Source organism: Pseudomonas sp. QL9 (genome assembly GCF_041409665.1).
Taxonomy (GTDB): domain Bacteria; phylum Pseudomonadota; class Gammaproteobacteria; order Pseudomonadales; family Pseudomonadaceae; genus Pseudomonas; species Pseudomonas knackmussii.
The window spans coordinates 5,661,378-5,687,520 of sequence record NZ_CP166971.1 but is presented as its reverse complement, the minus strand read 5'-3'; the positions used below and the strand labels follow the sequence as shown (position 1 = coordinate 5,687,520).

The window sequence follows — 26,143 nt, the reverse complement described above, 5'->3', positions numbered from 1 at the left end:
CGTGAAACAGAATCACAGCCTCGAAACCACCCTCCTGGTGATCGGCGGCGGCCCCGGCGGCTACGTCGCCGCCATCCGCGCCGGCCAACTGGGCATCCCCACCGTGCTGGTGGAAGGCGGCACCCTCGGCGGCACCTGCCTGAACATTGGCTGCATCCCGTCCAAGGCGCTGATCCACGCTGCGGAGGAATACCTCAAGGCCCGCGAATTCGCCGGCCAGTCGGCGCTGGGCATCAGCGTGCAGGCGCCGAGCATCGATATCCAGCGCACCGTGGCCTGGAAGGACGGCATCGTCGACCGCCTCACCACCGGCGTCGCCGCGCTGCTGAAAAAGCATGGCGTCACCGTCGTCCACGGCTGGGCGCGGGTCACCGACGGCAAGGGCGTGGAAGTGACCCTGCGCGACGGCAGCGTGCAGCGCATCCATTGCGAGCACATGCTGCTGGCCGCCGGTTCGCGCTCGGTCGAACTGCCGTTCCTGCCGCTCGGCGACAAGGTCATCTCCTCGACCGAAGCACTGTCGCCGAAGACCTTGCCACGTCGCCTGACAGTGGTCGGCGGCGGCTACATCGGCCTGGAGCTGGGTACGGCGTACCGCAAGCTGGGCGTCGAAGTCACGGTGGTGGAAGCCCAGCCACGCATCCTGCCGACCTATGACGAGGAGCTGACCAAACCGGTCGCCGCTGCGCTGCGCAAATTGGGCATCGAGCTCTACCTCGGGCACAGCGTGATTGGCCTGGAGTCGGACGGCAAAGGCCTGCGCGTACGCGATGGCGAAGGTTCGCAGCGGGTGATCGAGACCGACCAGGTGCTGGTCGCCGTCGGCCGCCGGCCCAACACCGAAGGCTGGAACCTGGAAAGCCTGCACCTGGACATGGACGGCCGCGCGCTGAAGATCGACGAGCAGTGCCGCACCTCGATGCGCAACGTCTGGGCCATCGGCGACATCGCCGGCGAACCCATGCTCGCGCACCGCGCCATGGCCCAGGGCGAGATGGTCGCCGAGCTGATCGCCGGCAAGCGCCGCGCCTTCGCGCCCACGGCGATTCCGGCGGTGTGTTTCACCGATCCGGAAGTAGTGGTGGTCGGGCTTTCGCCGGAACAGGCCAAGGCCGCCGGGCATGACGTGCTGACGGCGAACTTCCCCTTCGCCGCCAATGGCCGGGCCATGACCCTCGAGTCCCACGACGGCTTCGTCCGCGTGGTAGCTCGCCGCGACAACCATGTGATCCTCGGTTGGCAGGCCGTGGGCAAGGCGGTTTCCGAGCTGTCCACGGCCTTCATCCAGTCCATCGAGATGGGCGCGCGCCTGGAAGACATCGCCGGCACCATCCACGCCCACCCGACCCTGGGCGAGGCGATCCAGGAAGCGGCGCTGCGTGCGCTGGGGCATGCGCTGCATATCTAGCCCGTCAGGCGGGTAACCGTTCGCGGTTATCCGCCCGCTGCCTTGCAAAGCATCAAACCGCCACTCCGTAGGATGGCGTTGAGCGAAGCGAAACCCATCGATCACGCGACCTATCCCGATTGCCGAAGTGAACATGGGAAACCGTTACCCATGTGTCCCGACAACCGTTACCTATCTGTCCCGGCAGAACACTCCGCTCAACCCATCCTACGCATCCTTCCCTTCGACGCTGGCCGGTTATCGACCACTTATTCCCGCATCGGCTTGCCTTGACTCCGCCTGAATCGGATTATGGAACCACGTTCCATAAAACAAGATTTCGCCCCGGAGTCCTTCGCCATGCCCGCTGCCACGCCCCTCCCCTCGACCGAATGCGATCTGCTGGTGATAGGTTCCGGCGCCGCCGGCCTGGCCGCTGCCGTGACCGCCGCCTGGCATGGACAGAAGGTCATCCTGGTGGAAAAGGAGCCGGTGTTCGGCGGTGCCACGGCCTGGTCCGGCGGCTGGGCCTGGGTGCCGCGCAATCCTCTGGCTCGGCGGGCGGGCATCGAGGAAGACATCGAGCAACCGCGCACCTATCTGCGCAACGAATTGGGCGAGCACTACGACGCCGCGCGGGTCGATGCCTTCCTCGAAGCCGCCCCACACATGGTGGCCTTCTTCGAGGAACACACCGCGCTGCAGTTCGCCGACGGCAATGGCATCCCCGACATGCATGGCGACACGCCTGGCGCCGCCACGGGCGGGCATCAGGTGATCGCCGCGCCCTATGACGCGCGCGAGGTACTCGACCTGCTGCCGCGCCTGCGCAAGACAATGCGCGAAACCTCTTTCCTCGGCATGCCGATCATGGCGGGCGCCGACCTTGCCGCCTTCCTGAACATGACCCGTTCGACGCGCGCCTTCCTCCACGCCACCCGACGCGTGCTGACGCACTTCTACCACCTGGTCCGCTACGGCCGCGCCATGCATCTGGTGAACGGCGTTGCACTAGTGGCACGCCTGGCGCGCTCCGCTCAGGACCTGGGCGTGCGCTTGCTGGAGTCAACCCCGGCGCGGCGCCTGCTGCTGGAGAATGGCGCGGTACATGGCGCCATCGTCCAGACGCCGCAGGGCGAGCTTGAAATCCGCGCCAAGGCCGTAGTGCTCGCGTCCGGCGGTTTCCCCAACGATGCGCAACGCCGGCGCGAACTCTTCCCGCGTGACCGCAGCGGCCATGACAACCTGGCGCTGCCGCCCTCCTCCTGCTCCGGCGACGGCTTGCGCCTGGGTGAAAGCGCGGGCGGCAGCGTCGAGACCGACCTCAAATCGCCGGTGGCCTGGGCTCCGGTCTCGAAGGTGGTGCATCGCGATGGTTCGGTCGGCCACTTCCCGCACATCATCGAGCGCGGCAAGCCGGGCCTCATAGGCGTGCTGGCCAGCGGCAATCGCTTCGTCAACGAAGCCCACGGTTACTACGACTACGTCGCCGCCATGCTGGCTGCCTTGCCGGAAGACGCGGAGCCTTGCTCCTGGCTGGTCTGCGACCATCGTTTCCTGCGCCGCTACGGCCTCGGCTACGTGCGCCCGGCCCCGCTGCCCATCGGCCAGCACCTCCACAATGGCTATCTCAAGCGCGGCGCAACCATCGAGCAACTGGCCGACGCCTGTGGGATCGACCCGCTTGGACTGGCGCGCACGGTCGAGGACTACAACCGCCATGCCCGCAATGGCGAAGATCCCGCCTTCGGGCGTGGCTCCACGCCGTTCAACCGCAAGCAGGGCGATCCGCAGCATCGCGGCCCCAACCCCTGCGTGGCGCCCATCGAGCGCGGCCCCTTCTACGCCGTGAAGGTGCAGCCGGGCTGCTTCGGCACTTTCGCCGGATTGCGCACGGACGGCCAGGCGCGGGTCCTGGACGCGAACGCCCAACCGATTCCCGGCCTCTACGCCGCCGGCACCGACATGGCCAGCGTCTTTGGCGGCCACTACCCGTCCGGCGGCATCAATCTCGGGCCGGCGCTGACCTTCGGCTACATCGCAGGCCGCCAAGCCGCTGGTCTGGCCCTGGAGCATGGCCCGGCAGCGCATTGCCGCTCTACCGAAGAACGTGCGCCTGATCAGCCCGAATCTTACCCCGCGTCGGACTGACTGTCCGCTGATCGAACACTTCCGCTCCCACCTCGAAGGCCCCGGCAACGCCTGAAGGCCGCGCCGGGCCTGGCCGCGAGCCGATTTAAGGCAAACCAGTCGGGCCTTTGCGCGCCAATTGACGAAAGTAACTAGTTGGTACATTTTTGCTGAGACCACATTCCAGCGTCGGCAAGACCTACAAGAGACACTCGCATGACACTCCCGATCCTGATCCTCAACGGCCCCAACCTGAACCTGCTCGGCACGCGCGAACCGGCGACCTACGGTTACGAGACCCTCGCCGACGTCGAGGCGCTCTGCCACGCCCGCGCCGACGAACTGGGCCTGCAGGTGGAGTTCAGGCAAACCAACCACGAAGGCCAGCTGATCGACTGGATTCACCAGGCGCGCGGCCGCTGTGCCGGCATCGTGGTCAACCCCGCCGCCTGGACCCACACGTCGGTGGCGATCCGCGATGCCCTGGCGGCGGTGGAGCTGCCGGTGATCGAGGTGCACCTGTCCAACGTGCACAAGCGCGAGGAATTCCGTCACCACTCCTTCGTCTCGGGAATCGCCCTCGGCGTGCTGGCCGGTTTCGGCAGCAACGGCTACCGCCTGGCCCTCGACCATTTCGCCCACCTGCTGCGGGGTTGACTGCCATGACCCAGACCACCTCCATCCTCGCCGGCCTGATCGGCGCCGGCATCCAGGCCTCGCGCACCCCTGCCCTGCACGAGCACGAAGGCGATGCCCAGAGCATTCGCTACCTGTACCGGCTGATCGACCTGGACGCGCTCAAGCTCGACATCAGCGCCCTGCCGCAGCTGCTCGACGGCGCCCAGCGCATGGGCTTCACCGGGCTGAACATCACCTTCCCGTGCAAGCAGGCGGTGATCCCGCTGCTCGACGAGCTGTCCGGCGAGGCCCGCGGAATCGGCGCGGTGAACACGGTCGTATTCAAGGACGGCAAGCGCGTCGGCCACAACACCGACTGCCTGGGCTTCGCCGAAGGTTTCCGCCGTGGCCTGGGCGACGTGAAGCGCAACCGCGTGGTGCAACTGGGCGCCGGCGGCGCCGGTGCGGCGGTGGCCCACGCGCTGCTCAGCGAGGGTGTCGAAGAACTGACCATCCATGAGGTCGACCCGGCTCGTTCCCAGGCGCTGGTGGACAATCTCAACGCCCACTTCGACCCGGGCCGCGCCCAGGTTTGCCACGACCTGGCGAGCGCCATGGCGGTGGCCGACGGCCTGGTCAACACGACCCCGGTGGGCATGGCAAAGCTGCCCGGCACGCCGCTGCCGGTGGAGCTGCTGCGCGCCGAGCTGTGGGTCGCCGAGATCATCTACTTCCCGCTGGAAACCGAACTGCTGCGCCATGCCCGCGCCCTCGGCTGCCGCACCCTCGATGGCGGCACCATGGCGGTGTTCCAGGCGGTGAAGGCCTTCGAGCTGTTCAGCGGCCGCCCGGCCGATGCCGAGCGGATGCAGGCGCATTTCCGCAGCTTCGACAGCTGACCGGCAAACGCTCTTATCGGAGCAGCTGTATTCTGGGCTCCCGCGTTCGCGGGAGTGACAGAACCAAGATGCGTTCTTATCTACGTCTTCCCCGCGAACGCGGGGACCCAGAAACCACACAGGAATGGCTCCGTGCGCTACGGATGCCAGTTCTCCCACACCAGCTGCACCCCGGTCGCCAGCAGGCCCAGCCGCGCAATGCGGTAGAACCAGGTGTGGTTGACCTTGTCCTGCAACCAGATGCCCAGCCACACCCCGAGCACCACGATGGGCGCCAGCAGCAGGCTGGTGTCGAGGTTGCTCCAGGTGAACTGGCCCAGCAGCGCATAAGGCACCAGCTTGATGGCGTTGGTCAGCAGGAAGAAGCAGTTCACCGTGGCGATGTAGCGCACCTTCTCCAGCTGTTGCGGCAGCAGGTACATCATCACCGGCGGGCCGCCGGCATGGGCGACGAAGCTGGTGAAGCCGGCGATCCCCGAAAGCACCACGCCCTTGCCCAGCGCAGCTGGTTTCGGCGTCGCAGCGGCACGGGCGGACACCACGTTGAGCAGCACGAAGGCGATGGCGATGCCGCCGATCAGCAACGCGATGAAGCGCTCGCTGAGCAGGCCGAAACTCAGCGCGCCCACTCCTACGCCGAGCAGCGCGCCGGGCAGCATGATCTTCAGGTTGCGCACTTCCCACTTGCCGTAGAAGCGCCGCAGGCCGGTGAGGTCAGCCATGCAGAGGATCGGCAGCATCAGCGCCGCGGCCTGGGTCGGCGGCATGGCCAGGGCCATCAGCGGCACGGCGATGCCACCGAGCGCACCGCCGAAGCCGCCCTTGGAGACACCGGTGAGCAGGACGGCGGGAATCGCCACCAGGAGGAATTCGAGGGTCATCGCGAAACTCGTCGGCAAACGGACCGACGATTATGCCGCGTCCTTGACCGCCTGGCGGGTAGCGCGGGCGATCAGCGCCCGCTTCCCAGTGCCATGCGGGCTCAGCGCTGGATATAGCGCAGCACGGCCTCGCAGATCATTTCCTTGTGCCGGCGCTTGACCTCCTCGTCGGCCAGGTCGATCTGGAAGATCTCACCGAAGGTGTTGCGGTTGGACACCCGATAGAAACAGAACGAGCTGATGAGGATGTGCAGGTCGAGCGGATCGATGCCTTCGCGGAACAACCCCTGTTCCGCGCCGCGACGGAGGATCTCGGCCAGCGACAGGAGCATGGTGTTGCTCATCGAGCGGATGGCCGTGGATTTCTTCACGTACTCGCCGTGGTGGATGTTCTCGATGCTGACGATGCGCACGAAATCGACGTTGCGGTCGTGGTGGTCGAAGGAGAACTCGACGGTACGGCGGATCGCCTCCAGCGGTTCCAGCTCGGTCAGGTGCAGCTTGCTTTCGGTGTGGCGGATGTCGCCGTAGAGCTTTTCCAGCACCTCGACGTAGAGCTGCTCCTTGCTGCCGAAGTAGTAGTAGATCATCCGCTTGGAGGTGTGCGTGCGCTCGGCGATGGCATCGACGCGCGCGCCGGACAGGCCCTGCTGGACGAACTCGGTGATGGCGGCCTGGAGGATGCCTTCGCGGGTCTTCTCAGGGTTGTTCTTGCGGCCCTTTCCACGCACTTCGCTGGCGGGGTCGAGGGGGGCGGCGGAATTCGGCATGGCGGGCTCACAGCCTTGGAAAATGCTGCCGATTATGGGCCGTGCCGCGCCCCCAAGGGAAGGCGGCGCGGCCCATGCAGCGGGCATCAAAGCTTGGGTTTGCGTGCCATACCGCTGCGTGCCTGTGCCATGGCCGCAAGGCGCACCGCGACGTTCGCCGCGCCGTAGCCGACATAGCCATTCTTGCGCTGCAGGATTTCGAAGAAGAAACGCCCCTCGAACGGCTCGGTGTAGACGTGGAACAGCTCGCCGCCCTGGGCGTCGCGGTCGTAGAGCACGTTGTAGTAGGCCAGCTCGCTGAGGAATTCGTCGTCGAAATCGAAGCGCGCAGCCAGGTCGTCGTAGTAGTTCAGCGGGATTTCCAGCAGCGGCACCCCCGCCTCCTTGGCACGGGCCACCTCGGCAAAGATGTCCTCGCAGGCGAAGGCGATGTGATGCACCCCGGAACCGCGATAGCTCGATAGCGCGTGGGAGATCGCCGTGTTGCGGTTCTCCGAGACGTTCAGCGGCAGGCGCAGGTTGCCGCAGCGGCTGCGGATCGCGCGGCTCTTCACCAGGCCATACGGGTCGGGTAGGACAACCTCGTCGTCGGCCTCGAAATCGAACAGTGCCTTGTAGAACAGCACCCAGCTGTCGAGGCTGTCGGCCGGCAGCGCCATGGCCATGTGGTCGATGCGTTGCAGGTGGCCGCCGGCCTGGGCCTGCAGGTCGAGGCGGAAGTCGCTGTCGTAGAGGGTCTGCCCCGGCTCGCCCGGCTCCACCAGGTAGATCAGGCTGCCGTCCGGCGCCCGCACCGCGGGAATCTCACGCTCGTTCGGGCCGACCAGGCCGCGAAACGGCTGGCCCTTGAACGCCTGGGCACGCTCCAGTGCGCGGGCGCCGTCACGCACACGCAGGGCGGTGGCGCACAGGGACGGGCCGTGGGCTTCGAAGAAGTTGTGGGCGAAGGAATAGGGCTCGGCATTGAGCACGATGTTGATGTCGCCCTGGCGCAGCAGGCTGACGGCCTTGGAGCGGTGCTCGCCGGCGCGGGCGAAGCCCAGCTTCTCCAGCCAGCCACCCAAGCGCGCCCCCAGAGCTTCGTCGACCGCGAATTCGAGGAATTCGACACCGTCGTAGCGGCTGGCCGGCGGCGGCGCGAAGAGCAGATCCGAATCGACGACGGGCTTGGCGTCCTGTTCCAGCAGGCGACGGGTCTTCTCTTCAAGGTAAAGCAGCGAGCGCAGGCCGTCGGCGGCATTGGAGCGGGTCGGCGCGGCACGGAAGCCGTCGTTGAAGATTTCCAGGGACAGCGGGCCCTTGTAGCCGCTGCGCAGGATGGGCGCGAGGAAGCCCGCGAGGTCGAATTCGCCCTGGCCGGGGAAGCAGCGGAAGTGCCGGCTCCACTCCAGCACGTCCATCGCCAGGATGGGCGCATCGGCCATCTGCACGAAGAAGATCTTCTCGCCGGGAATGTCGGCGATGGCGCTGGGATCGCCCTTGATCGACAAGGTATGGAAGCTGTCCAGCAGGACGCCCAGGGCCGGATGGTCGGCCTCGCGCACCAGGTCCCAGACCTGCTGCCAGGTGTTCACGTGGCGCCCCCAGGCCAGGGCCTCGTAGCCGATGCGCAAGCCGCGCGCGCCGGCACGTTCGGCCAGCAGGCGGAGGTCGTCGACGAGAATCTCGCGCTCGCCGAGGGAGTCGACGGCGGTGTTGCTGCAAACCAGTACCAGATCGGTGCCCAGCTCCTGCATCAGGTCGAACTTGCGCTCGGCGCGCTCCAGGTTGCGCGGCAGGCGGTCGCGGCGGCAGCCCTCGAAGTCGCGGAACGGCTGGAACAGGGTGATCTGCAGGCCAAGGTCTGCACACATCTGGCGCACGTCGCGCGGGCTGCCGTCGTAGTACAGCAGGTCGTTCTCGAAGATCTCCACGCCGTCGAATCCGGCGGCGGCGATGGCTTCGAGTTTCTCGGGCAGGGTTCCGCTCAGGGAGACGGTGGCGATCGAGCGCTGCATGTTCAGCTCCTGTTCTATGGGCTTCTGCGAGCCATGGCCGTGGGTGCGTGCCCGCGACCGGTGGTCGGCACGCACCGCGAATTCGGGTGCGCCGCGGGCGCACGTCTGGTCAGTGGATTATTGGAAAGGTATTTTCGAGCGGCAACTCGAATTGTACGAACTGGTTAGTTTTGTGTTCGGTAATCGAACAGAAGGCCGGTTATCGAATTGACGCTTTTTCAGTCGATGCGCAACATCGAAAACAGCCTCGGGGATTCACCTGAACGGTAGGCAGCCTTCCTGCCCTTGCCTGCCGAATACCCCGGAGCGAGACGCCGCAAGGCCATAACAATTTCAAGAAACAGGTACCGCCTCATGCACATGCACACCGACTCCGTCGCCCGCTCTCCGTCCGTCGTCCGCGTGGCAGCGCCATTCAGCGTTCCAGACCGCGCCTGACACAGCCCCAACGCCCGCCACCGCCCTGCCCGCGCACCAGGTCCGCCGACCTGACGCGCTGTCCCCGGCCCGGCGCGCTTCTTCAGCTGAGACTGCACGCGCAGTCACACAACGGACGGCCCCGAGATGATCCATACCCAAGCTTCTTCCGCCGCATCGCATACCCCCCATGCCTCGATCGGGCAGAAAATCCAAGGCGCCTTCGCGGTCGGCAAGACTCGCTGGGCCATGCTCGCCCTGGTGTTCTTCGCTACCACGCTGAACTACATCGACCGCGCGGCGCTCGGCGTCATGCAGCCGATCCTGGCCAAGGCGATGAACTGGACGGCAATGGACTACGCCAACATCAACTTCTGGTTCCAGGTCGGCTATGCGATCGGCTTCGTGATCCAGGGACGGCTCATCGACAAGGTTGGCGTGAAGCGCTCGTTCTTCTTCGCCGTACTGCTCTGGAGCTTCGCCACCGGTGCTCATGGCCTGGCGACGTCGGCCGCTGGGTTCATGGTCTGCCGCTTCATCCTCGGCCTGACCGAGGCGGCCAACTATCCGGCCTGCGTGAAGACCACCCGCCTCTGGTTCCCCGCCGGCGAGCGCGCCCTGGCCACCGGGCTGTTCAACGCCGGCACCAATGTCGGCGCCATGGTCACCCCGGCGCTGCTGCCGCTGATCCTTTCGGTCTGGGGCTGGCAGGCCGCCTTCCTGGCCATGAGCTGCCTCGGGCTCATCTGGGTGGTGCTCTGGAGCAAGCACTACTTCAACCCCGAGGAACATCCGCGGGTGAAGCAGAGCGAACTGGACTACATCCACAAGGAAGCCGAGCCGGCCGTCGAGCGCGTGCCTTTCAGCCGCGTCCTGCGCATGCGTGGCACCTGGGCCTTCGCCCTGGCCTACTCGATCACCGCGCCGGTGTTCTGGTTCTACCTGTACTGGCTGCCGCCCTTCCTCAACCAGCAGTACAACCTGGGGATCAGCGTGACCCAGATGGGCATTCCGCTGATGCTGATCTGGCTGACCGCGGACTTCGGTAGCGTTGGTGGCGGCATCCTCTCGTCCTGGCTGATCGGGCGTGGCATGCGTGCCACCACCGCACGCCTGCTGTCGCTGCTGATCTTCGCCTGCACCATCGTCAGCGTCATCTTCGCCGCCCACGCAAGCGGCCTGTGGGTCGCGGTGCTGGCCATCGCCGTGGCTGTCGGCGCGCACCAGGCCTGGACCGCGAACATCTGGAGCCTGGTCATGGACTACACGCCCAAGCACCTGATGAGCACCGTGTTCGGTTTCGGCGGCATGTGCGCGGCCATCGGCGGCATGTTCATGACCCAGATCGTCGGTGCGGTACTCACCGCTACCAACAACAACTACGCCGTGCTCTTCACCCTGATTCCGGCGATGTACTTCACCGCCCTGATCTGGCTGTACTTCATGGCCCCGCGCAAGGTGCCTACCAGCGTCGAGTAAGACGCGGACCTGTTCCACTCTCGGAGGCCTGCGGGCCTCCTTTTTTTGCCCAGCGAACGCGGTCAGCTACGGCGCTGCATCCACGCCGCTGCCAGGCCGCTCAGGCAGATCACCGCGATGCCCGCCAGGGCGCTGACCGAGGGCACATGGCTGAAGATCAGCCAGCCGATCAGCCCGGCGAAGACGATCTGGCAGTAGCCGAACGGCGCCAACAATGCCGGCGCGGCGTGGCGGAACGCCTGGGTGAGGAACAGGTGCGCGGACATTCCGCAGGTGCCTAGGGCGATCATCATCAGCGCGTGGCCGAGGCTCGGCGTGTGCCAGACGAAGGGCACCATCGCGGTGGTCAGCGCGGTATTCAGCAGGCCGGCGAAGAAGTTGCTGGTGGTCGGGCTGTCCACCTCGGCCAGCTTCCGCGTCAGCAGCTGGTAGAAGCAGAAGCACAGCGCCGAGGCCAGCGGCAGCAGCACCGCCGGGGTAAAGAGCTCGCCGCCCGGATGGACGATCGCCAGCACGCCGGCGAAGCCCATGCTCACCGCCCCCCATTGCCCAGCCGTGACCCGCTCGCCCAGCAGCGGCAACGACAGCGCGGTGACCAGCAAGGGCGCAAGGAAGTTGACTGCCGTGGCCTCCGCCAGCGGGATGTATTGCAGCCCGGTGGTGAACAGCAGGCTGGTGCCCAGCAGGCAGACTGCGCGCACCACCTGCAGCAGCGGACGGCGGCTGCGCAGCACGCGCAGGCCTGATTGCGGCAGGAAGATCCCGGCCATCAGCAGGGTATGCACCAGGTAGCGCGCCCATACCACCAGCAGGATCGGGTAGAAGCCGGAGAGGTACTTGGACAAGGCGTCGTGGGTGGAGAACAGCGAGGTCGCCAGGATCACCAGAAGGATGCCCTTCAGGGGCTGGCTGCTGCCGGACAGCGCGGAGGCGGCGGTCATCGGGAATTCCGGATAGGTCGGTTGCAAAGCAAGGCGCCCGGCAGTGTGCCGGGCGAAGGGAGTAAAGGGAATGCCGCCAGGCCCGCGCTCAAAGTCGGGCAAGCACGGTCCGCGCCTTGTCCAGCGCCAGGCTGGCCCGTTCCAGCGCACCCACGCCCTGCTCCAGCAATTGCCGGGTGGGAATCTCCAGGCTCAGCGGAATGTCCGCCGGCAGCGTTTTCAGCAGCCCCGCGAGATCGCAGTCGCCATCGCCGGGGAAGCGCCGCTCGTTGCGTGCCTGGCGGAGGATTTCCTGCATGTCCGCCGGACGCGGACCGGCAACGTCGCACAATTGCGCATAGCGCAGGCGCTCGGGCGGAATCTGCGCCAGGTCGTTCAGCGCCGAGCCGGAACGGTTGAAATGGAAGGCGTCGACCAGCACGCAGGCATTGTCCATGCCGGCGTTACGCACCACTCGCCAGGCCGTGTGCAGGTCGGGGGCATCGGTCCAGGGCATGAACTCCAGGTGCGGGCGCAGCGCATAGCCGTCGGCCAGCTCGCAGAGTTCGGCGAAGCGCTCGGTCAGGCGCGTCTCGTCGGGGTCGTTGCCGGCCACCAGCAGCTCGCTGCCGCCGAACTCGGCGCCGACCGCGAGGATCGGTTCGAAGTCGGCAACCCGGGTATCTGGCTTCAGGCGCAGGATTTCCAGGTCCAGCACGCGCACGCCGGTATCGCGCAGGCGCGCATGAGTCTGACGGCGCAGCTCGGCATCGGCGACCAGCGGAAAGTGGTATTCCTCGGCAGTAGCCGGCACCAGGCGCAAGCCGACGTGGCTGTAGCCGGCGCACGCGGCCACTTCGACCATCTCCGGCGGGGACAGCTCGAGGACGGTCAGTGCGGCTAGGGAAAGGATTCGGTCGGTCATGAATTCACACATCCAGGTTCTGCAGTGAAGCGTAGGAGCGAGCTTGCTCGCGAACCCGCGACGGGCCGATTCGCGAGCAAGCTCGCTCCTACAAGGGCATTCGTTTACGCGATCTGCGATGGCGCGCAGGCCCTGCCGCTGGCAGCGGCTTCGCGCACTGCCTCGATCAGCGCCAGGGTTCGACCGCCGTCGGCAGCATCGGTCAGCGGTTGTTCCTCGCCCCGCGCAACGCGCACGAAGTGTTCGAGCTGCAGGCGCAGCGCCTCGCCCGGGGTGAAGGTCTCGCTGCCGCGTAGCAATGGCTGGTGCCAACCGGCGCCCGGCTCGGCGTAGTGCCAGCGCTGCAGCTGCGGAATGCTCAGCGCGCCCTGGGTGCCGGCCAGCAGGTAGCACGGCTGGTCGTACTGCCGCGGGTAGACCGGGCTTTCGCCGGAATCCAGCTCCCAGCTCCAGGGCGCGGCCACGCCGTCGGAGCCGGTCAGGCTGCCGAGGGCACCGTTCTCGAACTGCAGCAGGATGGCTGCGCTGTCCTCGTTGGGCAGGCCGCGCACGGTGTTGCTAGTGAAGGCTTGTACCTGCACCACCTCGCCGCACAGGTAGCGCAGCAGGTCGAGGTCGTGGACCAGGTTGGTGAACAGGAAGCCGGCCCCCGGTTCGCGGCGCCAGGGCACATCGAAGTAGCTCTCCGGTTTCTGCAACTGCCAGAGCGCGGTCACGTTCACCAACCTGCCCAGGGCGCCCTCCGCCAGCACTTCGCGGGCCCTGGCGATCAGCGGGTTGTGCCGGCGGTGATGGCCGACCAGCACAGGCACACCGCTGCCGCGACTCGCAGCCACCAGTTCGCGCACCTCGTCCAGGTGCACGCCTACCGGCTTCTCCAGCAACACCGGCACTCCCGCCGCGAGGCAGTCCAGGGCGGTGGCCACGTGCAGCTTATTGGGGTTGGCGACTATCACGGCCTGCGGTTGCGCCACGTCGAGCATGCGTCGATGCTCGGTGAAGTGCGGCACGCCGGATTCGGCGGCGAACTCGGCGGCGCCCGGGCCCGGATCGGCCACGGCGCAGAGCCGCGCGGCCGAGACCTGGAGCAGGTGCTGGTAATGCTGGCGGCCCATGTTGCCGGCGCCGATCAGGGCGATTCGCAAGGGAGCGGTCACGCGCGGGTCCTCTTCTGCTTGTCGTCTCGAACCTCTTGGCTAGCGGGTTCGATGAAGGATTCATGCAGATTTAGAACTCGGTTCCATTTTTTCTCAAGAGTGTAGCGAAAAGCAGCGTGCGGTTATCGCCCACTGCTGCGCGCACGCAGGCAGACGCCGCCCTCTGCTGAGAAGCAGAAGGCGCGAAGCGTCAATGGAGAGCGGGAATCAGGCGAAGAGTTCGGAGGCCTGGCTGGCGGCGGACAGCTCGGCTGTGGCGGCCAGCAACAGCGGCGCCAGCTCGTGCAAGCGCGCCTCGGGCAGGCGGGCGCTGGGGCCAGCGACGCTGAGTACGCCTATCACCCGCTTATCCAGGGGGCTGCTCACTACCGCGGCAATGGCGGAAGTACCGACGGCGGAAGTCTCCTCGACCCAGGCATAACCGTGCTCGCGAGCGCGCTTCAGGTAGCCCAGCAGCTCATCCTGGCTGCGCGGTGCGCGCGGGCCGAAGCCGGCCGGATCGGCGATGCCCTGGCGTTGCACCAGCTCGATGGCCTCGGCATCGCTCAGGCTGGCCAGCCAGGCATGGCCGGAGGCGGTGTAGAACAAGGGCGCGTCGCGGCCCATGTCCGGGTCGTAGCGCAGCCCCGAACGGGCGCCCTGGGACTTGGCGATCCAGGTCTGGCGCTGGCCGTCGATCACGCCCAGGCGCACCAGTTCGCCGCTGTCCTGGGCAAGGCGGTCGAGGATCGGCTGGACGATATCGGCGCCGCTGCTGGAGAGGTAGCGGAAGCCCAGAGCCACCAGCTTGGTGGACAGCTGGTAGCGGCTGTTCTCCGGGTTCTGCCGGACATAGCCCAGGCGGATCAGCTCGGCGAGCATGCGGTGCGTCGCGCTCTTGGGAATCTGCAGGCGGTCGGCCAGGGTCTGCATGGGCAGGCCGCGCGGCTCGCCGGTGAGGCTTTCGAGAAGACTGAAGGCACGTTCGATCTGGCTACCGGCCATGGGCGTCGTCCATTGCAAGGATCGGCGGATTCTAAAGAGATAGTCCCAGGCGGGAAACCGTCCATCCCTTACCCTCGAATCTCAACAATGTACGAACCGGTTAATTACCGTTCGCTGATCGCACAAGATGCGCTTTGGGCAATTGTCTGGCCTGGCCCGCCCTTTCACTATCGAGGCGTACCGGTCCCCGGGCGGCACGCGCTGCCCACGGACACGAACGCATTCGAACAATTACAAGAAGGTCTACCGCAATGCCGCACCCCGCCATCGATCCGCTCCCGCGCGGTCGAACGCCAGGCTCCCGCGCTTAGCGCTCGTCCCTGCGCCGCCGCCCGCCCCCGGGCACCTTACAGACTCGATAACAACAATGACTCCAGAGAGATCGTCATGGGCTACTCCTGCATCCGCGATTTTCCCCGCCGCCTGCCCGCCGTCCTGGCCCTGGCCGGTACCACCTGCGCCCTGCCCGCCTTCGCCGACGGCTTCCTCGACGACAGCAAGGCCGCGCTGACGCTGCGCAACTTCTACATGAACCGCAATTTCGTCGGCGACACCAAGCAGGGCAAGGCCGAGGAATGGACCCAGAGCTTCATCCTCGACGCCAAGTCCGGCTACACCCAGGGCACCATCGGCCTGGGCATGGACGTGCTCGGCCTGTACAGCGTCAAGCTCGATGGCGGCAAGGGCACCGCCGGCACCCAGCTGTTGCCGGTGCATGACGACGGTCGCCCGGCCGACGACTTCGGCCGCCTGGCCATCGCCGGCAAGGCAAAGGCATCGAAGACCGAGCTGAAGGTCGGTGAGTGGATGCCGGTGCTGCCGATCCTGCGTTCCGACGACGGCCGCTCGCTGCCACAGACCTTCCAGGGCGCGCAGCTCACCTCGAAGGAAATCGCCGGCCTGACCCTCTACGGCGGCCAGTTCCGCCAGAACAGCCCGCGTAACGACGCGAGCCTGGAGGACATGAGCCTGTTCAACCGCACGGCGTTCAAGTCCGACCGCTTCAACTTCGCCGGCGGCGAATACCGTTTCAATGGCGACCACACCCTGATCGGGCTGTGGGACGCGCAGCTGAAGGACATCTACCAGCAGCAGTACCTGCAGCTGCAGCACTCGCAGCCGGTGGGCGACTGGGTGCTGGGCGCGAATATTGGCTACTTCTGGGGCAAGGAGGACGGCAGCGCGCGGGCCGGCGACCTGGACAACCGCACCTTCTCCGGCCTGTTCTCGGCCAAGTACGGCGCCAGCACCTTCTACGTGGGCCTGCAGAAAGTGATGGGCGATGACGAGTGGTTCCGCGTCAACGGCACCAGCGGCGGCACCCTGGCCAACGACAGCTACAACTCCAGCTACGAGAACGCCAAGGAGAAATCCTGGCAGCTGCGCCACGACTACGACTTCGCCGGGCTCGGCGTACCCGGCCTGACCCTGATGAACCGCTACATCCACGGCGACAACGTGCACAACAGCAGCACCGACGACGGCACCGAATGGGGCCGCGAGAGCGAGCTGGCCTACACCATCCAGTCCGGCCCGCTGAAGACGCTGAACGTCAAATGGCGCAACTCGACCATGCGCCGCGATTGGGGCAAGACCAACAGCTTCGACGAGAACCGGCTGATCGTCAGCTATCCGCTGAACATCCTCTGAGGCGACGGTTCGCAGAGGTCAGGCGGCGGATAACCCGCAGGGTTATTCGCCCTACGCCAGTCCCGCCCGTTACGTAGGGCGTACAACCGTTAGCGGTTGTACGCCGCTTGACCGATACCCCCGCCAACCTCGCGTTCGAACCGGGCGTTTTCGTCCAGATCGCCCCGTGCGGACCGAATGCCAAGGCCAATCGGCGCATAACGCGGAGCGTCATACGCCCTGCGCCGGCCCGGCGGGCATCAAATGCCCGGCTTGCCTTCCTCGTCCTCGGCCTTGATCTCTTCCAGGGCCAGTTCCAGGCCCCAACTGGAAGCCTCTACCGGGGCAGCCGGCGGAGGCGTCGGCGCAGCGGGCTGGGCCTTGGCCGCCTGGGCCATGGCGGTTGCCGGGTTGTCCTTGTACAGCTTGAGCTTCAGGCGCAGGTTGTTCGCCGAGTCGGCGTTCTTCACCGCTTCCTCTTCGCTGATCGCGCCTTCCACGGCCAGGTCGAACAGCGCCTGGTCGAAGGTCTGCATGCCGAGGGCGCGGGACTTGTCCATGATCTCCTTGATCATGCTGAATTCGCCGCGCTTGATGATGTCGCTGATGGTCGCGGTGCCCAGCAGCACCTCCACCGCGGCGCGGCGCTTGCCGTCCTGGGTGCGCACCAGGCGCTGCGAGACGAACGCCTTGAGGTTGTTGCCCAGGTCGTTGAGCAGTTGCGGACGACGCTCCTCCGGGAAGAAGTTGATGATGCGGTCCAGCGCCTGGTTGGCGTTGTTGGCGTGGAGCGTCGAGATCGCCAGGTGGCCGGTGTCGGCGAAGGCCAGGGCGTGCTCCATGGTCTCGCGGTCGCGGATCTCGCCGATCAGGATCACGTCCGGCGCCTGGCGCAGGGTGTTCTTCAGCGCCGCATGGAAGCTGCGGGTGTCCACGCCCACTTCGCGCTGGTTGATGATCGACTTGCGGTGCCGGTGCACGTACTCGATGGGGTCTTCGATGGTGACGATGTGGCCGCCGCTGTTGCGGTTGCGGTGGTCGATCAGCGCCGCCAGGGAGGTCGACTTGCCCGAGCCGGTGCCGCCGACGAAGAGCACCAGGCCGCGCTTCTCCATCACTACCTTGAGCAGCACTTCGGGCAGCTTCAGGTCCTCGAACAGCGGGATGTCCAGCTTGATGTTCCGCGCAACGATGGAAACCTCGTTGCGCTGCTTGAAGATGTTGATACGGAAGCGCCCGACGCCGGTGACCGAGATCGCCAGGTTCATCTCCAGCTCGCGTTCGAATTCGGCGCGCTGCTCCTCGTCCATGATCGAGTTGGCGATGGCCGCGACTTCGCCGGCTTTCAGCGGTTCGTTGGACAGGGGCTTGAGCACACCGTTGAACTTGGCGCAGGGCGGCGCGCCGGTGGACAGGTAGAGGTCGGAACCGTCCTGACTGGACAGGATCCGCAGCATCGCTTGGATTTCCATCTGTACTGCATCCATACGCTGGGAACGAGGGGCGAGACCCACTGCGGGTCTCGCACTGCAAATGTCGTCGCACTCTAGGCAGGGCTAAATACCGGCACAATGCCAGCCCAGAAGAAATGCGACCTGCGTCACTCCAGCTCGTCGGCGCGCCGCGCGCTACAATCCACCGTTTCGTACAGAAGGTAAGACTGCATGCCCGTCGCCATGGCCCGCCACATCCTGGTAAAGATCGCCGCCGAAGCCGAGCAACTCAAGCAACGCCTGGCCCGCGGCGAAGACTTCGCCACCTTGGCCAGGAAGCACTCCACCTGCGGTTCGGCCAAGCGCGGCGGCGATCTCGGCGAAATCCGCCCCGGGCAGATGGTGCGCAGCATCGACGCGGTGATCTTCAAGAAGCCGCTCAACGTCGTGCATGGGCCGGTGAAAAGCCAGTTCGGCTACCATCTCGTGCAAGTCTATTTCCGCGACTGATCGCCCTCCGGAGCGCCCATGACACCCAGCCAGATCGCCGCTTTCTGCCTGCAGCTGCCCGGCGCCCGCGAAGACCTCAAGTGGGGCAGCAACCGGGTGTTCTCGGTGGCCGGCAACAAGATGTTCGCCATCCTCGATTTCCTCGACGAGGGCCGCGGCGGCCTGGCCTTCAAGGTCGATAGCGACCTGTTCCTCGGCTACGTCGACCGCCCCGGCATCCGCCCGGCGCCCTACCTCGCCCGCGCCCACTGGATCGCCATGCAGCGCCCCTACCCCATGGGCGCCGAGGAACTGCGCGCCGCCCTCACCCGCTCGCACCAGTTGGTGGTCGCGCGCCTGCCCAAGCGCCTGCGCCTGGGCCTGCTGCTGGATCCGGCATGAACCGCGTACTCACCTGGGAAGGTATCTGGCAGGCACCGGCCGCCAGTTGGGAGCGCCTGCAACTGCAGGACGGCCGCGCCGACAGCCAGCTGCGCGTGGCCGCAGCCGATGGACAGCCGCCGTACCAGTTGGAATATCGCCTGGAATGGGACGCTGACTGGCGCCTGCGCGAGGCCGAGTTGGCGGTAGAGGCCGAAAGTTTCCAGCGCCACTTGCTATTGCTAGCCGACGGCAAGGGCCACTGGGCGCTCGGCGACGGCAGCCCGCTGGCCGAGCTGGACGGCTGCCTGGACATCGACATCTGGCCGAGCCCTTTCACCAACGTCTTCCCGATCCGCCGCCTGGGCCTGGGCGACGGCCAGGCCGCCGAGTTGGACGTCGTCTACATGGAGGCGCCGCAGCTGAAGCCGGTACGCATGCGCCAGGGCTACACGCGGCAGGATGCGCGGCACTACCTGTACCGCAACCTGGAAGGCAGCGAGTTCCAGGCGCTGCTGGAGGTCGATGAGCACGGGCTGGTAATGGATTACCCGACGCTGTTCCGGCGGGTTTAACGATCGGTTCGCGAGCAAGCTCGCTCCTACAGGAAGCACCCGCCCTTCGTAGGAGCGAGCTTGCTCGCGAACAGCCCCGCCATCGAGGTCCAGCCCTGCAGCGAATTGGGGCTTTTTTGGATCCCCGCATTCGCGAGGACGACGGGAGGCACTGAAGCAAACGTCGTCTTCCCCGCGAACGCGGGGACCCAGAGACAAGCGAAACCGAGGTAGTTCGTTAGCTAGCTTTCCTACAAGAAAGACCAGGTTCATCATGGCCTCCCGCTCTCTACCCCGCTGTTCCCGCCCATGTCCGCCGATATCGCCGCTCCGCGCTCCAACGCCGCCATCACGCTCGAGGTGGTGTCGGTGGTGCTGTTCACCTTTCTCGCCTACCTGACCATCGGCATTCCGCTGGCCATATTGCCCGGCTACGTGCACGGCGACCTGGGCTACGGATCCGTGCTCGCCGGCCTGGTCATCAGCACCCAGTACCTCGCCACCCTGCTCACCCGGCCCTACGCCGGCAAGGTGATCGACACCCTCGGTCCGAAACGCGCGGTGCTCTATGGCATGTGCGGCTGCGCCGTCAGCGGCTTGTGCATGCTGCTTTCGGCTTCCACCCAGGCACTGCCGCTGCTGAGCCTGGGCAGCCTGCTGCTCGGCCGGCTGATCCTCGGCACCGCGGAAAGCCTGGTGGGCAGTGGCTCGATCAGTTGGGGCATCGACCGCGTCGGCGCCGGGCACACCGCCAAGGTGATTTCCTGGAACGGCATCGCCAGCTACGGCGCACTCGCGGTCGGTGCGCCGTTCGGTGCGGTGCTGGCACAGCACTTCGGCCTGGCCGGCATGGCGCTCGCCGTCATCCTGCTGGGCGTGCTCGGTTTCGCCCTGGCTTGGCCACGACGCCCGGCCGCCGTGGTCCACGGCGAGCGCCTGCCCTTCCACCACGTGCTCGGCCGCGTGGCGCCGCACGGTTCCGGACTGGCGCTGGGCGGCATCGGCTTCGGCTGCATCGCCACCTTCATCACCCTCTACTACCGCAGCCGTGGCTGGGACGGCGCGGTGTACTGCCTGAGCGCATTCGGCGCCTGCTTCATCGGCGCGCGCCTGCTGTTCGCCAATGCGATCAACCGCCACGGCGGCTTCCTCGTGGCTATCGTCTGCCTCAGCGTGGAAACCCTGGGTCTGCTGCTCCTCTGGCAGGCGGCAGCGCCCTGGTCGGCCTTCGCCGGCGCGGCGCTCACTGGATTCGGCTTCTCTCTCGTATTCCCCGCCCTCGGCGTCGAGGCGGTGCGCCTGGTGCCGGCCTCCAGTCGCGGCGCGGCACTGGGCGCCTACTCGCTGTTCATCGACGTGTCGCTCGGCATCACCGGCCCGCTGGCCGGCGCCATCGCCAGCGGCTGGGGCTTCCGCTCGATCTTCCTGTTCGCGGCGACCGCCGCGTTGCTCGGTCTTGGCCTGAGCCTCTGGCTGCAGCGCCGGCACTGAGCCCGCGGCGGTCTCGTAATACCTTGATTTTGCGAGCACTCTGCTATTATCGCCGGCGTTCGAGGCCTGTGAGGGGCCTCGGGAATAATCCGAATAACGCCAGCCCCCGGCTCGCCTGCCCGCTCCGCCTTGTGCCGGAACGGGCTGCATTCGTCTCCCGCCAGGGCGCGCGGCGATTACAGACCGTAGGAAACAAGAAGATGATGAACACGCGAATCAGCCTGCTCGCACTGGGCATTCTCGCCGCCGCAGGCCAGGCCATGGCCGACGACCAGGCTGCCTCCAAGGGCTTCGTCGAAGACAGCCACCTGGACCTGTTCTTCCGCAACGCCTACATGAACCGCGACTATATGAACGGCAAGGCCGACAAGGCCGAGTGGGGCCAGTCCGCCACCGCCACCTTCACCTCCGGCTTCACCCAGGGCACCGTCGGCTTCGGCATCGACACCTTCGGCCTCTACGCCCTGCGCCTGGACGGCGGCAAGGGCAAGAGCGGCGCGGCAGGCATCGACTTCTTCAAGCAGGGCGACAGCGGCGAAGCGGCTGACGACCTGTCCCGCGCGGGTGGCGCGGTCAAGGCGCGCTTCTCCAACACCGTGGTCAAGTACGGCGACCAGATGCCCGCCCTGCCGGTGCTGAGCTACGACAACTCGCGCCTGCTGCCGGAAAGCTACACCGGCACCCTGATCACCTCGAAGGAGATCGACGGCCTGGAACTGAACGTCGGCAGCTTCACCGAGGAAGCCCGCAAGAGCGCCGAAGGGCGTGACAGCGGTGGCCTGAAGCGCATCGACGTCTACGGCGGCAGCTACAAGTTCACCGACAACTTCAGCGGCTCGCTCTACGCATCGGACAACAAGGACGTGGCTCGCAAGGAGTACATGAACCTCAACTACGTCATCCCGATGCAGGACAAGCAGTCCCTGACCTTCGACTTCAACGGCTACAAGACCAAGTTGAACAAGGACTGGGCCGAGCAGAACAACAACGGCAACCGCGACAACACCATCTGGAGCCTGGCGGCCACCTACACCCTCGGCGCGCACTCCTTCATGCTCGCCCACCAGCGCAACACCGGCGACACCGGCTACCTGTACGGCTGGTACCAGAACGCTGGCGGCCTGGGCGACGGCGGCACCACCATCTGGCTGGCCAACTCCTACTGGTCGGACTTCAACGGCGAGGACGAGCGCTCCTGGCAGGCCAACTACGCCATCAACTTCGGCGAGTACGGCGTTCCGGGTCTGAGCTACACCGTCGCCTACGTCTACGGCGACAACATCAAGACCTCGGAAACCAGCGACGGCCACGAGCGCGAGATCTTCAACCAGCTCAAGTACGTGGTACAGGACGGCGCGGCCAAGGACCTGTCGGTTCGCCTGCGTGGCTCCTGGCTGCGCGTGTCCAACGACGCCAGCGAGTACAACGTCAGCGGCAACGAAGTCCGCGTGTTCGTCGACTACCCGTTCAGCGTGTTCTGATCGAACGGCTCGCTCGAGCTGAAACGAAACGCCCCGTGGCAGCAATGCCACGGGGCGTTTTTACGGGTGCCTGGTCAGCGGACCACGTGCAGGAAGTGCAGATGGCGCTCGTACTGGTCGAGGATGTCGCCGATCACGTCGTCGCGACTCCAGCCCATGATGTCGTAGTCCTGCCCGCCTTCGCGCAGGTGCACCTCGGCGCGGAAGTACTTGCGGGCATCGCTGCCGTCGTCGTCCTGCAGAACGAAATTGGGCAGGTCGAAGGCGCGCGGACGCACTTCGTAGACGAAGCGCCCTTCCCCGGCGTGCTCGAGCTCCAGCAGCACCCGGCCGTCATCGCGCTCGTTCACCGCGACTTCATAGCCCTGCTTGCGCAGCTCGCTGGCGACCTCGTCGCAGGACGGCCGCACCACCTCGGCGATGAAGCGCGAAACATGGGCGCGGCGCGGACGCATGGCGATGTTGCGCAACCGCCGCTGCCAGCCGCCGTGTTGCCCGCGGCTGGGCGCCGGCAGTGCCTGGCCACGCAGGTCGCGGCGGGTGGCGTCCAGGTGCAGCGCCTTGAACAGGCCCCAGATCGACGCCAGGAGGATGATCGCAAACGGCAAGGCGCTGGCGATGGTCGCGGTCTGCAACGCCTTGAGGCCGTTGGCCAGTAGCAGCGCGATAGCCACCACGCCAATGCTCACCGACCAGAAGATGCGCTGCCACAGTGGCGAATGGGCATGCCCGCGCGAGGCCAGCATGTCCACCACCAGGGCGCCGGAGTCGGCGGAAGTGACGAAGAACACCACCACCATGGCCACCGCCACCATCGACACCACGCTGGAGAACGGGAAGTGCTCGAGGAAGGCGAACAGCGCCAGTGAGCTGTCCTGGCCGACCATGGTCGCCAGGTCCTTCACGCCCTCGTTGAGGATCATGTGGATCGCACTGTCGCCGAAGATGGTCATCCACAGCAGGGTGAAACCGGCCGGCACGAAGAGCACGCCGCAGACGAATTCGCGGATGGTCCGGCCGCGCGAGATGCGCGCGATGAACAGGCCGACGAAGGGCGACCAGGACAGCCACCAGCCCCAGTAGAGCAAGGTCCAGCCGCCGATCCAGTCGGTGGGTTCGTAGGCGTAGAGGTTGAAGGTCTTGTTGACGATGTCGGACAGGTAACCGCCTGTGTTCTGCACGTAGGTCTGCAGCAGGAACACGGTCGGGCCGAGCGCCAGCACGAACAGCATCAGCACCACGGCCAGGCCGAGGTTCAGCTCCGAGAGGATGCGGATGCCCTTGTCCAGGCCGCTGGCCACCGACAGCGTGGCCAGCCCGCAGGTGACGGCGATCAGGATGATCTGCACGGTGGCGTTGACCGGCAGGCCGAACAGATGGTGGAAACCGCTGTTGATCTGCAGCACGCCATAGCCCAGCGAAGTCGCCACGCCGAACACGGTGCCAAGGATGGCGAAGACGTCGACGGCATGGCCGATCGGGCCATGGATGCGCTCGCCAATCAGCGGGTACAGCGCCGAGCGAAGCGTGAGCGGCAGGCCCTTGCGGAAACTGAAGTACGCCAGGATCAGCCCGACAATGGCGTAGATCGCCCAGGCGTGCAGGCCCCAGTGGAAGAAGGTGATCTTCATCGCCTCGCGGGCCGCGGCCACTGTGCCGCCCTCGCCCACCGGCGGGCTGGTGAAGTGCATGACCGGTTCGGCCACGCCGAAGAACATCAGGCCGATGCCCATGCCGGCGGAAAACAGCATGGCGAACCAGCTGGTGTTGCGGTACTCGGGTTCGCTGTGGTCGGGGCCGAGGCGGATGTCGCCGAAGCGGCTTACCGCGAGGAACACCACGCTGATCAGTACCAGCGCGACGGTGAGGATGTAGAACCAGCTGGCGTTGGTGAATATCCACTGCTGGATGTGTTCGAACAGGCTCTGCGCCTGCGTCTGGAAGACCACTGCGTAGATCACCAGAAGGATGATGAGCAGTGCGCTGCTGTAGAAGACTGGGGGGTTGAGTGTGCTCCTGGGGGTTGACGTCTTGTCGGTCAAGTGGGGGTTCTCCTGCATTGCGAAACACTTCTTTCGATTGCGCCGGCACAGGGCCAGCGCAATCGAAAGTTTTCTAGGGTACCCCATTGAAGCCTCGAAGATTTTCGAGTGGCCGCTACGCAGGGCCATTGGCCTGCCCAGATCGGGGCAGTTGGAACGGCTTGGACTCCCCCTCCAGAGCCCGCTGCTACAGGCGCACACGGCAGCCTCGCCAAGCGCACGTCTCGCGCCGATACCCGGCGCGAACGGTTGCGCAACTGGCAAGTGCATCTAGGCTGGATTTCGTACGGCACGCGCGGTCGCAGGGAACGCCCAACCACCGGGGGGCGCTGTCATCGCTCAGGTCGCGAGCGCCAATGGACACCGGTGCCTCGATGAACCGATGAAAAAGCAGGGGAGGCTCGATGCATAAGCGCAACTTACGATCTGCGCGCCTACACCGCCTTTCAGCGCTCGTCGGCACACTCGCAAGGAAGCCGGGCCGGCGGGATGAAGTTTTTGCGCCGCACCCAGCTGGCCTGGCGCGAAAGCCCACTGAGTACCACGCTTGAACCTGTAGCAAACCGCAAGCGAACACCCCTACCTGAAGACATGGAGCATAAAAATGCAAATGAAGTCCTGGGCAGTTCCGCTGTGCCTTACGTCCTTACTGCTCTCCGGTTGTGCCAGCAAGTACGTCGAGCCAGAGCAGTATTCCGGGTTCCTCACCAACTACAGCGTGTTGAAGGAGGACAAGTCGCCCTCCGGCGCACCCGTCATGCGCTGGATTCAACCGGGCCTCGACGTGAGCCAGTTCACCAGCGTCTACGTCGAACCGAGCCAGCTCTACCCGCAGCCGCAAGCCACCGACAAGATCCCGGCGAGCACCCTGCAGGGCATCACCCAGTACTACGACCAGGCCCTGAAGACCCAATTCGCCAAGGTCCTGCCGCTGGCCAACGGCCCCGGCCCGGGCGTCCTGGTGGTGCGCCCGGCGATCACCGCGGTCAGCGCCAAGACCAAGAGCCTGCAACCCTACGAGGTGATCCCGATCGCCCTGATCGCCGCCGGCATCAGCACCGCCGCCGGCATCCGCGACCAAGACACCACCCTCGCCACCGAAGCTGCGTTCATGGACGGCAGCAACAACAAGGTGGTCGCCCAGGTGGTGCGCAAAGGCTCGGGTAAAGAACTCGAAAACTCCGACCAGGTGGTCAAGTCCACGGACTTCCGCACCGTGCTCGATACCTGGGCCTCGGACATGGTCAAGTCGTACCAGAGCCTGAAAGGCAAGTGACACCCGCGGCGCCCGGGCTGCCATCGGCACCCGGGCGTCCGCTCCCTCCGCGAATCCCCTGCTCCGCGCAACACCAAGCGCTTTCCCCGCCTTGCGCCGAACCGCACGCCGTAGAAATCCCTAGCCATTAGTACAGAAGCGTCCTGCGCGTACTTACCTTGCCGTCCTACAAAAGCTGCCACTACATTGCGTACCCCGTACGGCCCGCCGCCCTTGCCCCGGGATGGCGGCTTATTCACTCCTGAGACGGAGCAACGGAAATGCGCAATCAACCGACCCCGGCCACAAGCCCCCGGTCGCTCCCCCTGCCCTGCACCTCCGCCAGCGAGGTGCGCCATGCCTGACCTCAAGCTGGTCCCCCTGCGTCACCAACCCTTCGAGGACGTTCTCTACATCAACACCGCCGCACCGGCCGAGCACCTGTACGAAGCCGCCGCGCGCCGTCTGCAGGCGCTGGAAAACCTGCTGCAAGTGCTGGAGCAGCACGACAGCGCGGAAACCCTGCTGCAGGAAACCGCCCGCCTGGCCTGGGCCCTGGCGCCGCTGGCCAGCGAAGCGCGGCAGTTGTACGAGGCAGCCCAAGGGGCACAGATGCGCGCCAGCGCCTGACCAGCACGTAACCGCCCTCCCCAGGAAAATCCACGCCTTAAGGACGAAGCGCCGGAGCGAATGCCCCGGCGCCGAGCCGCTTCAGCGCGCCGGGCCCAGCGCCTTGGCGTGGACGATCGCCTGGGTACGGTGCTCCAGTGCAAACCGAACATCTCGGCCACATGCCGCAACGCAGCCAATGCCATGGATCAGGC

At 66.1% G+C, this 26,143-nt stretch carries 22 protein-coding genes; 13 read left to right on the top strand and 9 right to left on the bottom strand.

The annotated features are described in order from the left end of the window. Nucleotide 1: 1 nt before the first annotated feature. From lpdA to ACA097_RS26405, 4 genes are all read left to right on the top strand, one after another. Nucleotides 2-1,408: a dihydrolipoyl dehydrogenase gene (gene lpdA, locus ACA097_RS26420; RefSeq protein WP_371367133.1), complete on the top strand. Its 1,407-nt coding sequence runs from the start codon at nucleotides 2-4 to the stop codon at nucleotides 1,406-1,408. Nucleotides 1,409-1,747: 339 nt separating this feature from the next. After that, nucleotides 1,748-3,538 (top strand): FAD-dependent oxidoreductase, encoded by a 1,791-nt coding sequence (locus tag ACA097_RS26415; protein ID WP_371367131.1) that lies wholly within the window; start codon nucleotides 1,748-1,750, stop codon nucleotides 3,536-3,538. A gap of 195 nt (nucleotides 3,539-3,733) precedes the next feature. Continuing rightward, nucleotides 3,734-4,174, top strand: a complete 441-nt coding sequence (gene aroQ / locus ACA097_RS26410; RefSeq protein ID WP_371367129.1) for a type II 3-dehydroquinate dehydratase — start codon at nucleotides 3,734-3,736, stop codon at nucleotides 4,172-4,174. Between the two features lie 5 nt (nucleotides 4,175-4,179). Beyond that, nucleotides 4,180-5,034 (top strand): shikimate dehydrogenase, encoded by an 855-nt coding sequence (locus ACA097_RS26405; RefSeq protein WP_371367127.1) that lies wholly within the window; start codon nucleotides 4,180-4,182, stop codon nucleotides 5,032-5,034. A gap of 137 nt (nucleotides 5,035-5,171) precedes the next feature. Here the strand turns inward: ACA097_RS26405 and ACA097_RS26400 are convergent, their stop codons facing one another. The 3 genes from ACA097_RS26400 to quiC all read right to left on the bottom strand — a co-directional run bounded on the left by ACA097_RS26400 (nucleotide 5,172) and on the right by quiC (nucleotide 8,682). Next, nucleotides 5,172-5,915, bottom strand: a complete 744-nt coding sequence (locus tag ACA097_RS26400; protein ID WP_371367125.1) for a sulfite exporter TauE/SafE family protein — start codon at nucleotides 5,913-5,915, stop codon at nucleotides 5,172-5,174. A gap of 101 nt (nucleotides 5,916-6,016) precedes the next feature. Next, nucleotides 6,017-6,685 (bottom strand): TetR family transcriptional regulator, encoded by a 669-nt coding sequence (locus ACA097_RS26395; protein ID WP_371367123.1) that lies wholly within the window; start codon nucleotides 6,683-6,685, stop codon nucleotides 6,017-6,019. An 86-nt stretch (nucleotides 6,686-6,771) separates the two neighbouring features. Then, nucleotides 6,772-8,682: a 3-dehydroshikimate dehydratase QuiC gene (gene quiC / locus ACA097_RS26390; protein ID WP_371367121.1), complete on the bottom strand. Its 1,911-nt coding sequence runs from the start codon at nucleotides 8,680-8,682 to the stop codon at nucleotides 6,772-6,774. Nucleotides 8,683-9,246: 564 nt separating this feature from the next. On the opposite strand from quiC, the gene ACA097_RS26385 reads away from it, so the two are divergent. Beyond that, on the top strand, nucleotides 9,247-10,578 hold the full coding sequence (locus ACA097_RS26385) for an MFS transporter (protein ID WP_371367118.1): 1,332 nt from the start codon (nucleotides 9,247-9,249) through the stop codon (nucleotides 10,576-10,578). A gap of 62 nt (nucleotides 10,579-10,640) precedes the next feature. Here ACA097_RS26385 and ACA097_RS26380 read toward each other — a convergent pair whose 3' ends face one another. The 4 genes from ACA097_RS26380 to ACA097_RS26365 form a co-directional block, all read right to left on the bottom strand. After that, nucleotides 10,641-11,519 carry a DMT family transporter gene (locus ACA097_RS26380; protein WP_371367116.1) on the bottom strand — a complete coding sequence of 293 codons (879 nt, stop codon included), beginning with the start codon at nucleotides 11,517-11,519 and terminating at the stop codon, nucleotides 10,641-10,643. 88 nt (nucleotides 11,520-11,607) lie between these two features. Then, on the bottom strand, nucleotides 11,608-12,423 hold the full coding sequence (locus ACA097_RS26375) for a sugar phosphate isomerase/epimerase family protein (protein ID WP_371367114.1): 816 nt from the start codon (nucleotides 12,421-12,423) through the stop codon (nucleotides 11,608-11,610). Between the two features lie 104 nt (nucleotides 12,424-12,527). Then, nucleotides 12,528-13,580 carry a Gfo/Idh/MocA family protein gene (locus ACA097_RS26370; protein WP_371367112.1) on the bottom strand — a complete coding sequence of 351 codons (1,053 nt, stop codon included), beginning with the start codon at nucleotides 13,578-13,580 and terminating at the stop codon, nucleotides 12,528-12,530. Between the two features lie 207 nt (nucleotides 13,581-13,787). Beyond that, entirely contained in the window at nucleotides 13,788-14,564 is a 777-nt protein-coding gene (locus ACA097_RS26365) for an IclR family transcriptional regulator (protein WP_371367110.1), read from the bottom strand. A gap of 387 nt (nucleotides 14,565-14,951) precedes the next feature. Here ACA097_RS26365 and ACA097_RS26360 point away from each other — a divergent pair, with 387 nt between their 5' ends. After that, the gene (locus ACA097_RS26360; protein ID WP_371367108.1) at nucleotides 14,952-16,214 is read left to right on the top strand and encodes an OprD family porin; all 1,263 of its coding nucleotides are present in this window, start codon (nucleotides 14,952-14,954) and stop codon (nucleotides 16,212-16,214) included. Between the two features lie 239 nt (nucleotides 16,215-16,453). Here the strand turns inward: ACA097_RS26360 and ACA097_RS26355 are convergent, their stop codons facing one another. Next, complete coding sequence (locus tag ACA097_RS26355; RefSeq protein WP_201752499.1) at nucleotides 16,454-17,665, bottom strand: PilT/PilU family type 4a pilus ATPase; 1,212 nt, start codon at nucleotides 17,663-17,665, stop codon at nucleotides 16,454-16,456. Nucleotides 17,666-17,857: 192 nt separating this feature from the next. Here ACA097_RS26355 and ACA097_RS26350 point away from each other — a divergent pair, with 192 nt between their 5' ends. The 5 genes from ACA097_RS26350 (at nucleotide 17,858) to ACA097_RS26330 (ending at nucleotide 22,022) form a co-directional block, all read left to right on the top strand. Further along, on the top strand, nucleotides 17,858-18,136 hold the full coding sequence (locus ACA097_RS26350) for a peptidylprolyl isomerase (protein ID WP_371367106.1): 279 nt from the start codon (nucleotides 17,858-17,860) through the stop codon (nucleotides 18,134-18,136). 18 nt (nucleotides 18,137-18,154) lie between these two features. Beyond that, nucleotides 18,155-18,517: an MmcQ/YjbR family DNA-binding protein gene (locus tag ACA097_RS26345; protein ID WP_371367103.1), complete on the top strand. Its 363-nt coding sequence runs from the start codon at nucleotides 18,155-18,157 to the stop codon at nucleotides 18,515-18,517. After that, nucleotides 18,514-19,071, top strand: a complete 558-nt coding sequence (locus tag ACA097_RS26340; protein WP_371367101.1) for a putative glycolipid-binding domain-containing protein — start codon at nucleotides 18,514-18,516, stop codon at nucleotides 19,069-19,071. The genes ACA097_RS26345 and ACA097_RS26340 overlap by 4 nt, the downstream gene beginning before the upstream one ends. 288 nt (nucleotides 19,072-19,359) lie before the next feature. Further along, a complete protein-coding gene (locus ACA097_RS26335; RefSeq protein ID WP_160287280.1) occupies nucleotides 19,360-20,541 on the top strand; it encodes an MFS transporter in 1,182 nt (393 codons plus the stop codon). Nucleotides 20,542-20,741: 200 nt separating this feature from the next. Continuing rightward, nucleotides 20,742-22,022, top strand: a complete 1,281-nt coding sequence (locus ACA097_RS26330) for an OprD family porin (protein ID WP_043252672.1) — start codon at nucleotides 20,742-20,744, stop codon at nucleotides 22,020-22,022. 74 nt (nucleotides 22,023-22,096) lie between these two features. Here the strand turns inward: ACA097_RS26330 and ACA097_RS26325 are convergent, their stop codons facing one another. Then, the gene (locus ACA097_RS26325) at nucleotides 22,097-24,064 is read right to left on the bottom strand and encodes a BCCT family transporter (RefSeq protein WP_371367098.1); all 1,968 of its coding nucleotides are present in this window, start codon (nucleotides 24,062-24,064) and stop codon (nucleotides 22,097-22,099) included. 604 nt (nucleotides 24,065-24,668) lie between these two features. Between ACA097_RS26325 and ACA097_RS26320 the strand changes: the two genes are divergently transcribed. Both ACA097_RS26320 and ACA097_RS26315 read left to right on the top strand, forming a co-directional pair. Then, nucleotides 24,669-25,340 (top strand): DUF3313 domain-containing protein, encoded by a 672-nt coding sequence (locus ACA097_RS26320; protein WP_043252676.1) that lies wholly within the window; start codon nucleotides 24,669-24,671, stop codon nucleotides 25,338-25,340. Nucleotides 25,341-25,676: 336 nt separating this feature from the next. Next, on the top strand, nucleotides 25,677-25,949 hold the full coding sequence (locus tag ACA097_RS26315; protein ID WP_043252679.1) for a hypothetical protein: 273 nt from the start codon (nucleotides 25,677-25,679) through the stop codon (nucleotides 25,947-25,949). The last annotated feature ends 194 nt before the right edge of the window (nucleotides 25,950-26,143 follow it).

Bases quoted from the DNA above. Each gene is read 5' to 3' on its own strand.
- aroQ (WP_371367129.1), top strand. From the start codon at position 3,734: ATGACACTCCCGATCCTGATCCTCAACGGCCCCAACCTGAACCTGCTC.
- ACA097_RS26415 (WP_371367131.1), top strand. From the start codon at position 1,748: ATGCCCGCTGCCACGCCCCTCCCCTCGACCGAATGCGATCTGCTGGTG.
- ACA097_RS26385 (WP_371367118.1), top strand. From the start codon at position 9,247: ATGATCCATACCCAAGCTTCTTCCGCCGCATCGCATACCCCCCATGCC.
- ACA097_RS26380 (WP_371367116.1), bottom strand. From the start codon at position 11,519: ATGACCGCCGCCTCCGCGCTGTCCGGCAGCAGCCAGCCCCTGAAGGGC.
- ACA097_RS26350 (WP_371367106.1), top strand. From the start codon at position 17,858: ATGCCCGTCGCCATGGCCCGCCACATCCTGGTAAAGATCGCCGCCGAA.
- ACA097_RS26320 (WP_043252676.1), top strand. From the start codon at position 24,669: ATGCAAATGAAGTCCTGGGCAGTTCCGCTGTGCCTTACGTCCTTACTG.
- ACA097_RS26375 (WP_371367114.1), bottom strand. From the start codon at position 12,423: ATGACCGACCGAATCCTTTCCCTAGCCGCACTGACCGTCCTCGAGCTG.
- ACA097_RS26395 (WP_371367123.1), bottom strand. From the start codon at position 6,685: ATGCCGAATTCCGCCGCCCCCCTCGACCCCGCCAGCGAAGTGCGTGGA.
- ACA097_RS26315 (WP_043252679.1), top strand. From the start codon at position 25,677: ATGCCTGACCTCAAGCTGGTCCCCCTGCGTCACCAACCCTTCGAGGAC.
- ACA097_RS26335 (WP_160287280.1), top strand. From the start codon at position 19,360: ATGTCCGCCGATATCGCCGCTCCGCGCTCCAACGCCGCCATCACGCTC.
- ACA097_RS26405 (WP_371367127.1), top strand. From the start codon at position 4,180: ATGACCCAGACCACCTCCATCCTCGCCGGCCTGATCGGCGCCGGCATC.
- ACA097_RS26345 (WP_371367103.1), top strand. From the start codon at position 18,155: ATGACACCCAGCCAGATCGCCGCTTTCTGCCTGCAGCTGCCCGGCGCC.
- ACA097_RS26360 (WP_371367108.1), top strand. From the start codon at position 14,952: ATGGGCTACTCCTGCATCCGCGATTTTCCCCGCCGCCTGCCCGCCGTC.
- ACA097_RS26365 (WP_371367110.1), bottom strand. From the start codon at position 14,564: ATGGCCGGTAGCCAGATCGAACGTGCCTTCAGTCTTCTCGAAAGCCTC.
- ACA097_RS26355 (WP_201752499.1), bottom strand. From the start codon at position 17,665: ATGGAAATCCAAGCGATGCTGCGGATCCTGTCCAGTCAGGACGGTTCC.
- ACA097_RS26330 (WP_043252672.1), top strand. From the start codon at position 20,742: ATGATGAACACGCGAATCAGCCTGCTCGCACTGGGCATTCTCGCCGCC.
- quiC (WP_371367121.1), bottom strand. From the start codon at position 8,682: ATGCAGCGCTCGATCGCCACCGTCTCCCTGAGCGGAACCCTGCCCGAG.
- ACA097_RS26400 (WP_371367125.1), bottom strand. From the start codon at position 5,915: ATGACCCTCGAATTCCTCCTGGTGGCGATTCCCGCCGTCCTGCTCACC.
- ACA097_RS26340 (WP_371367101.1), top strand. From the start codon at position 18,514: ATGAACCGCGTACTCACCTGGGAAGGTATCTGGCAGGCACCGGCCGCC.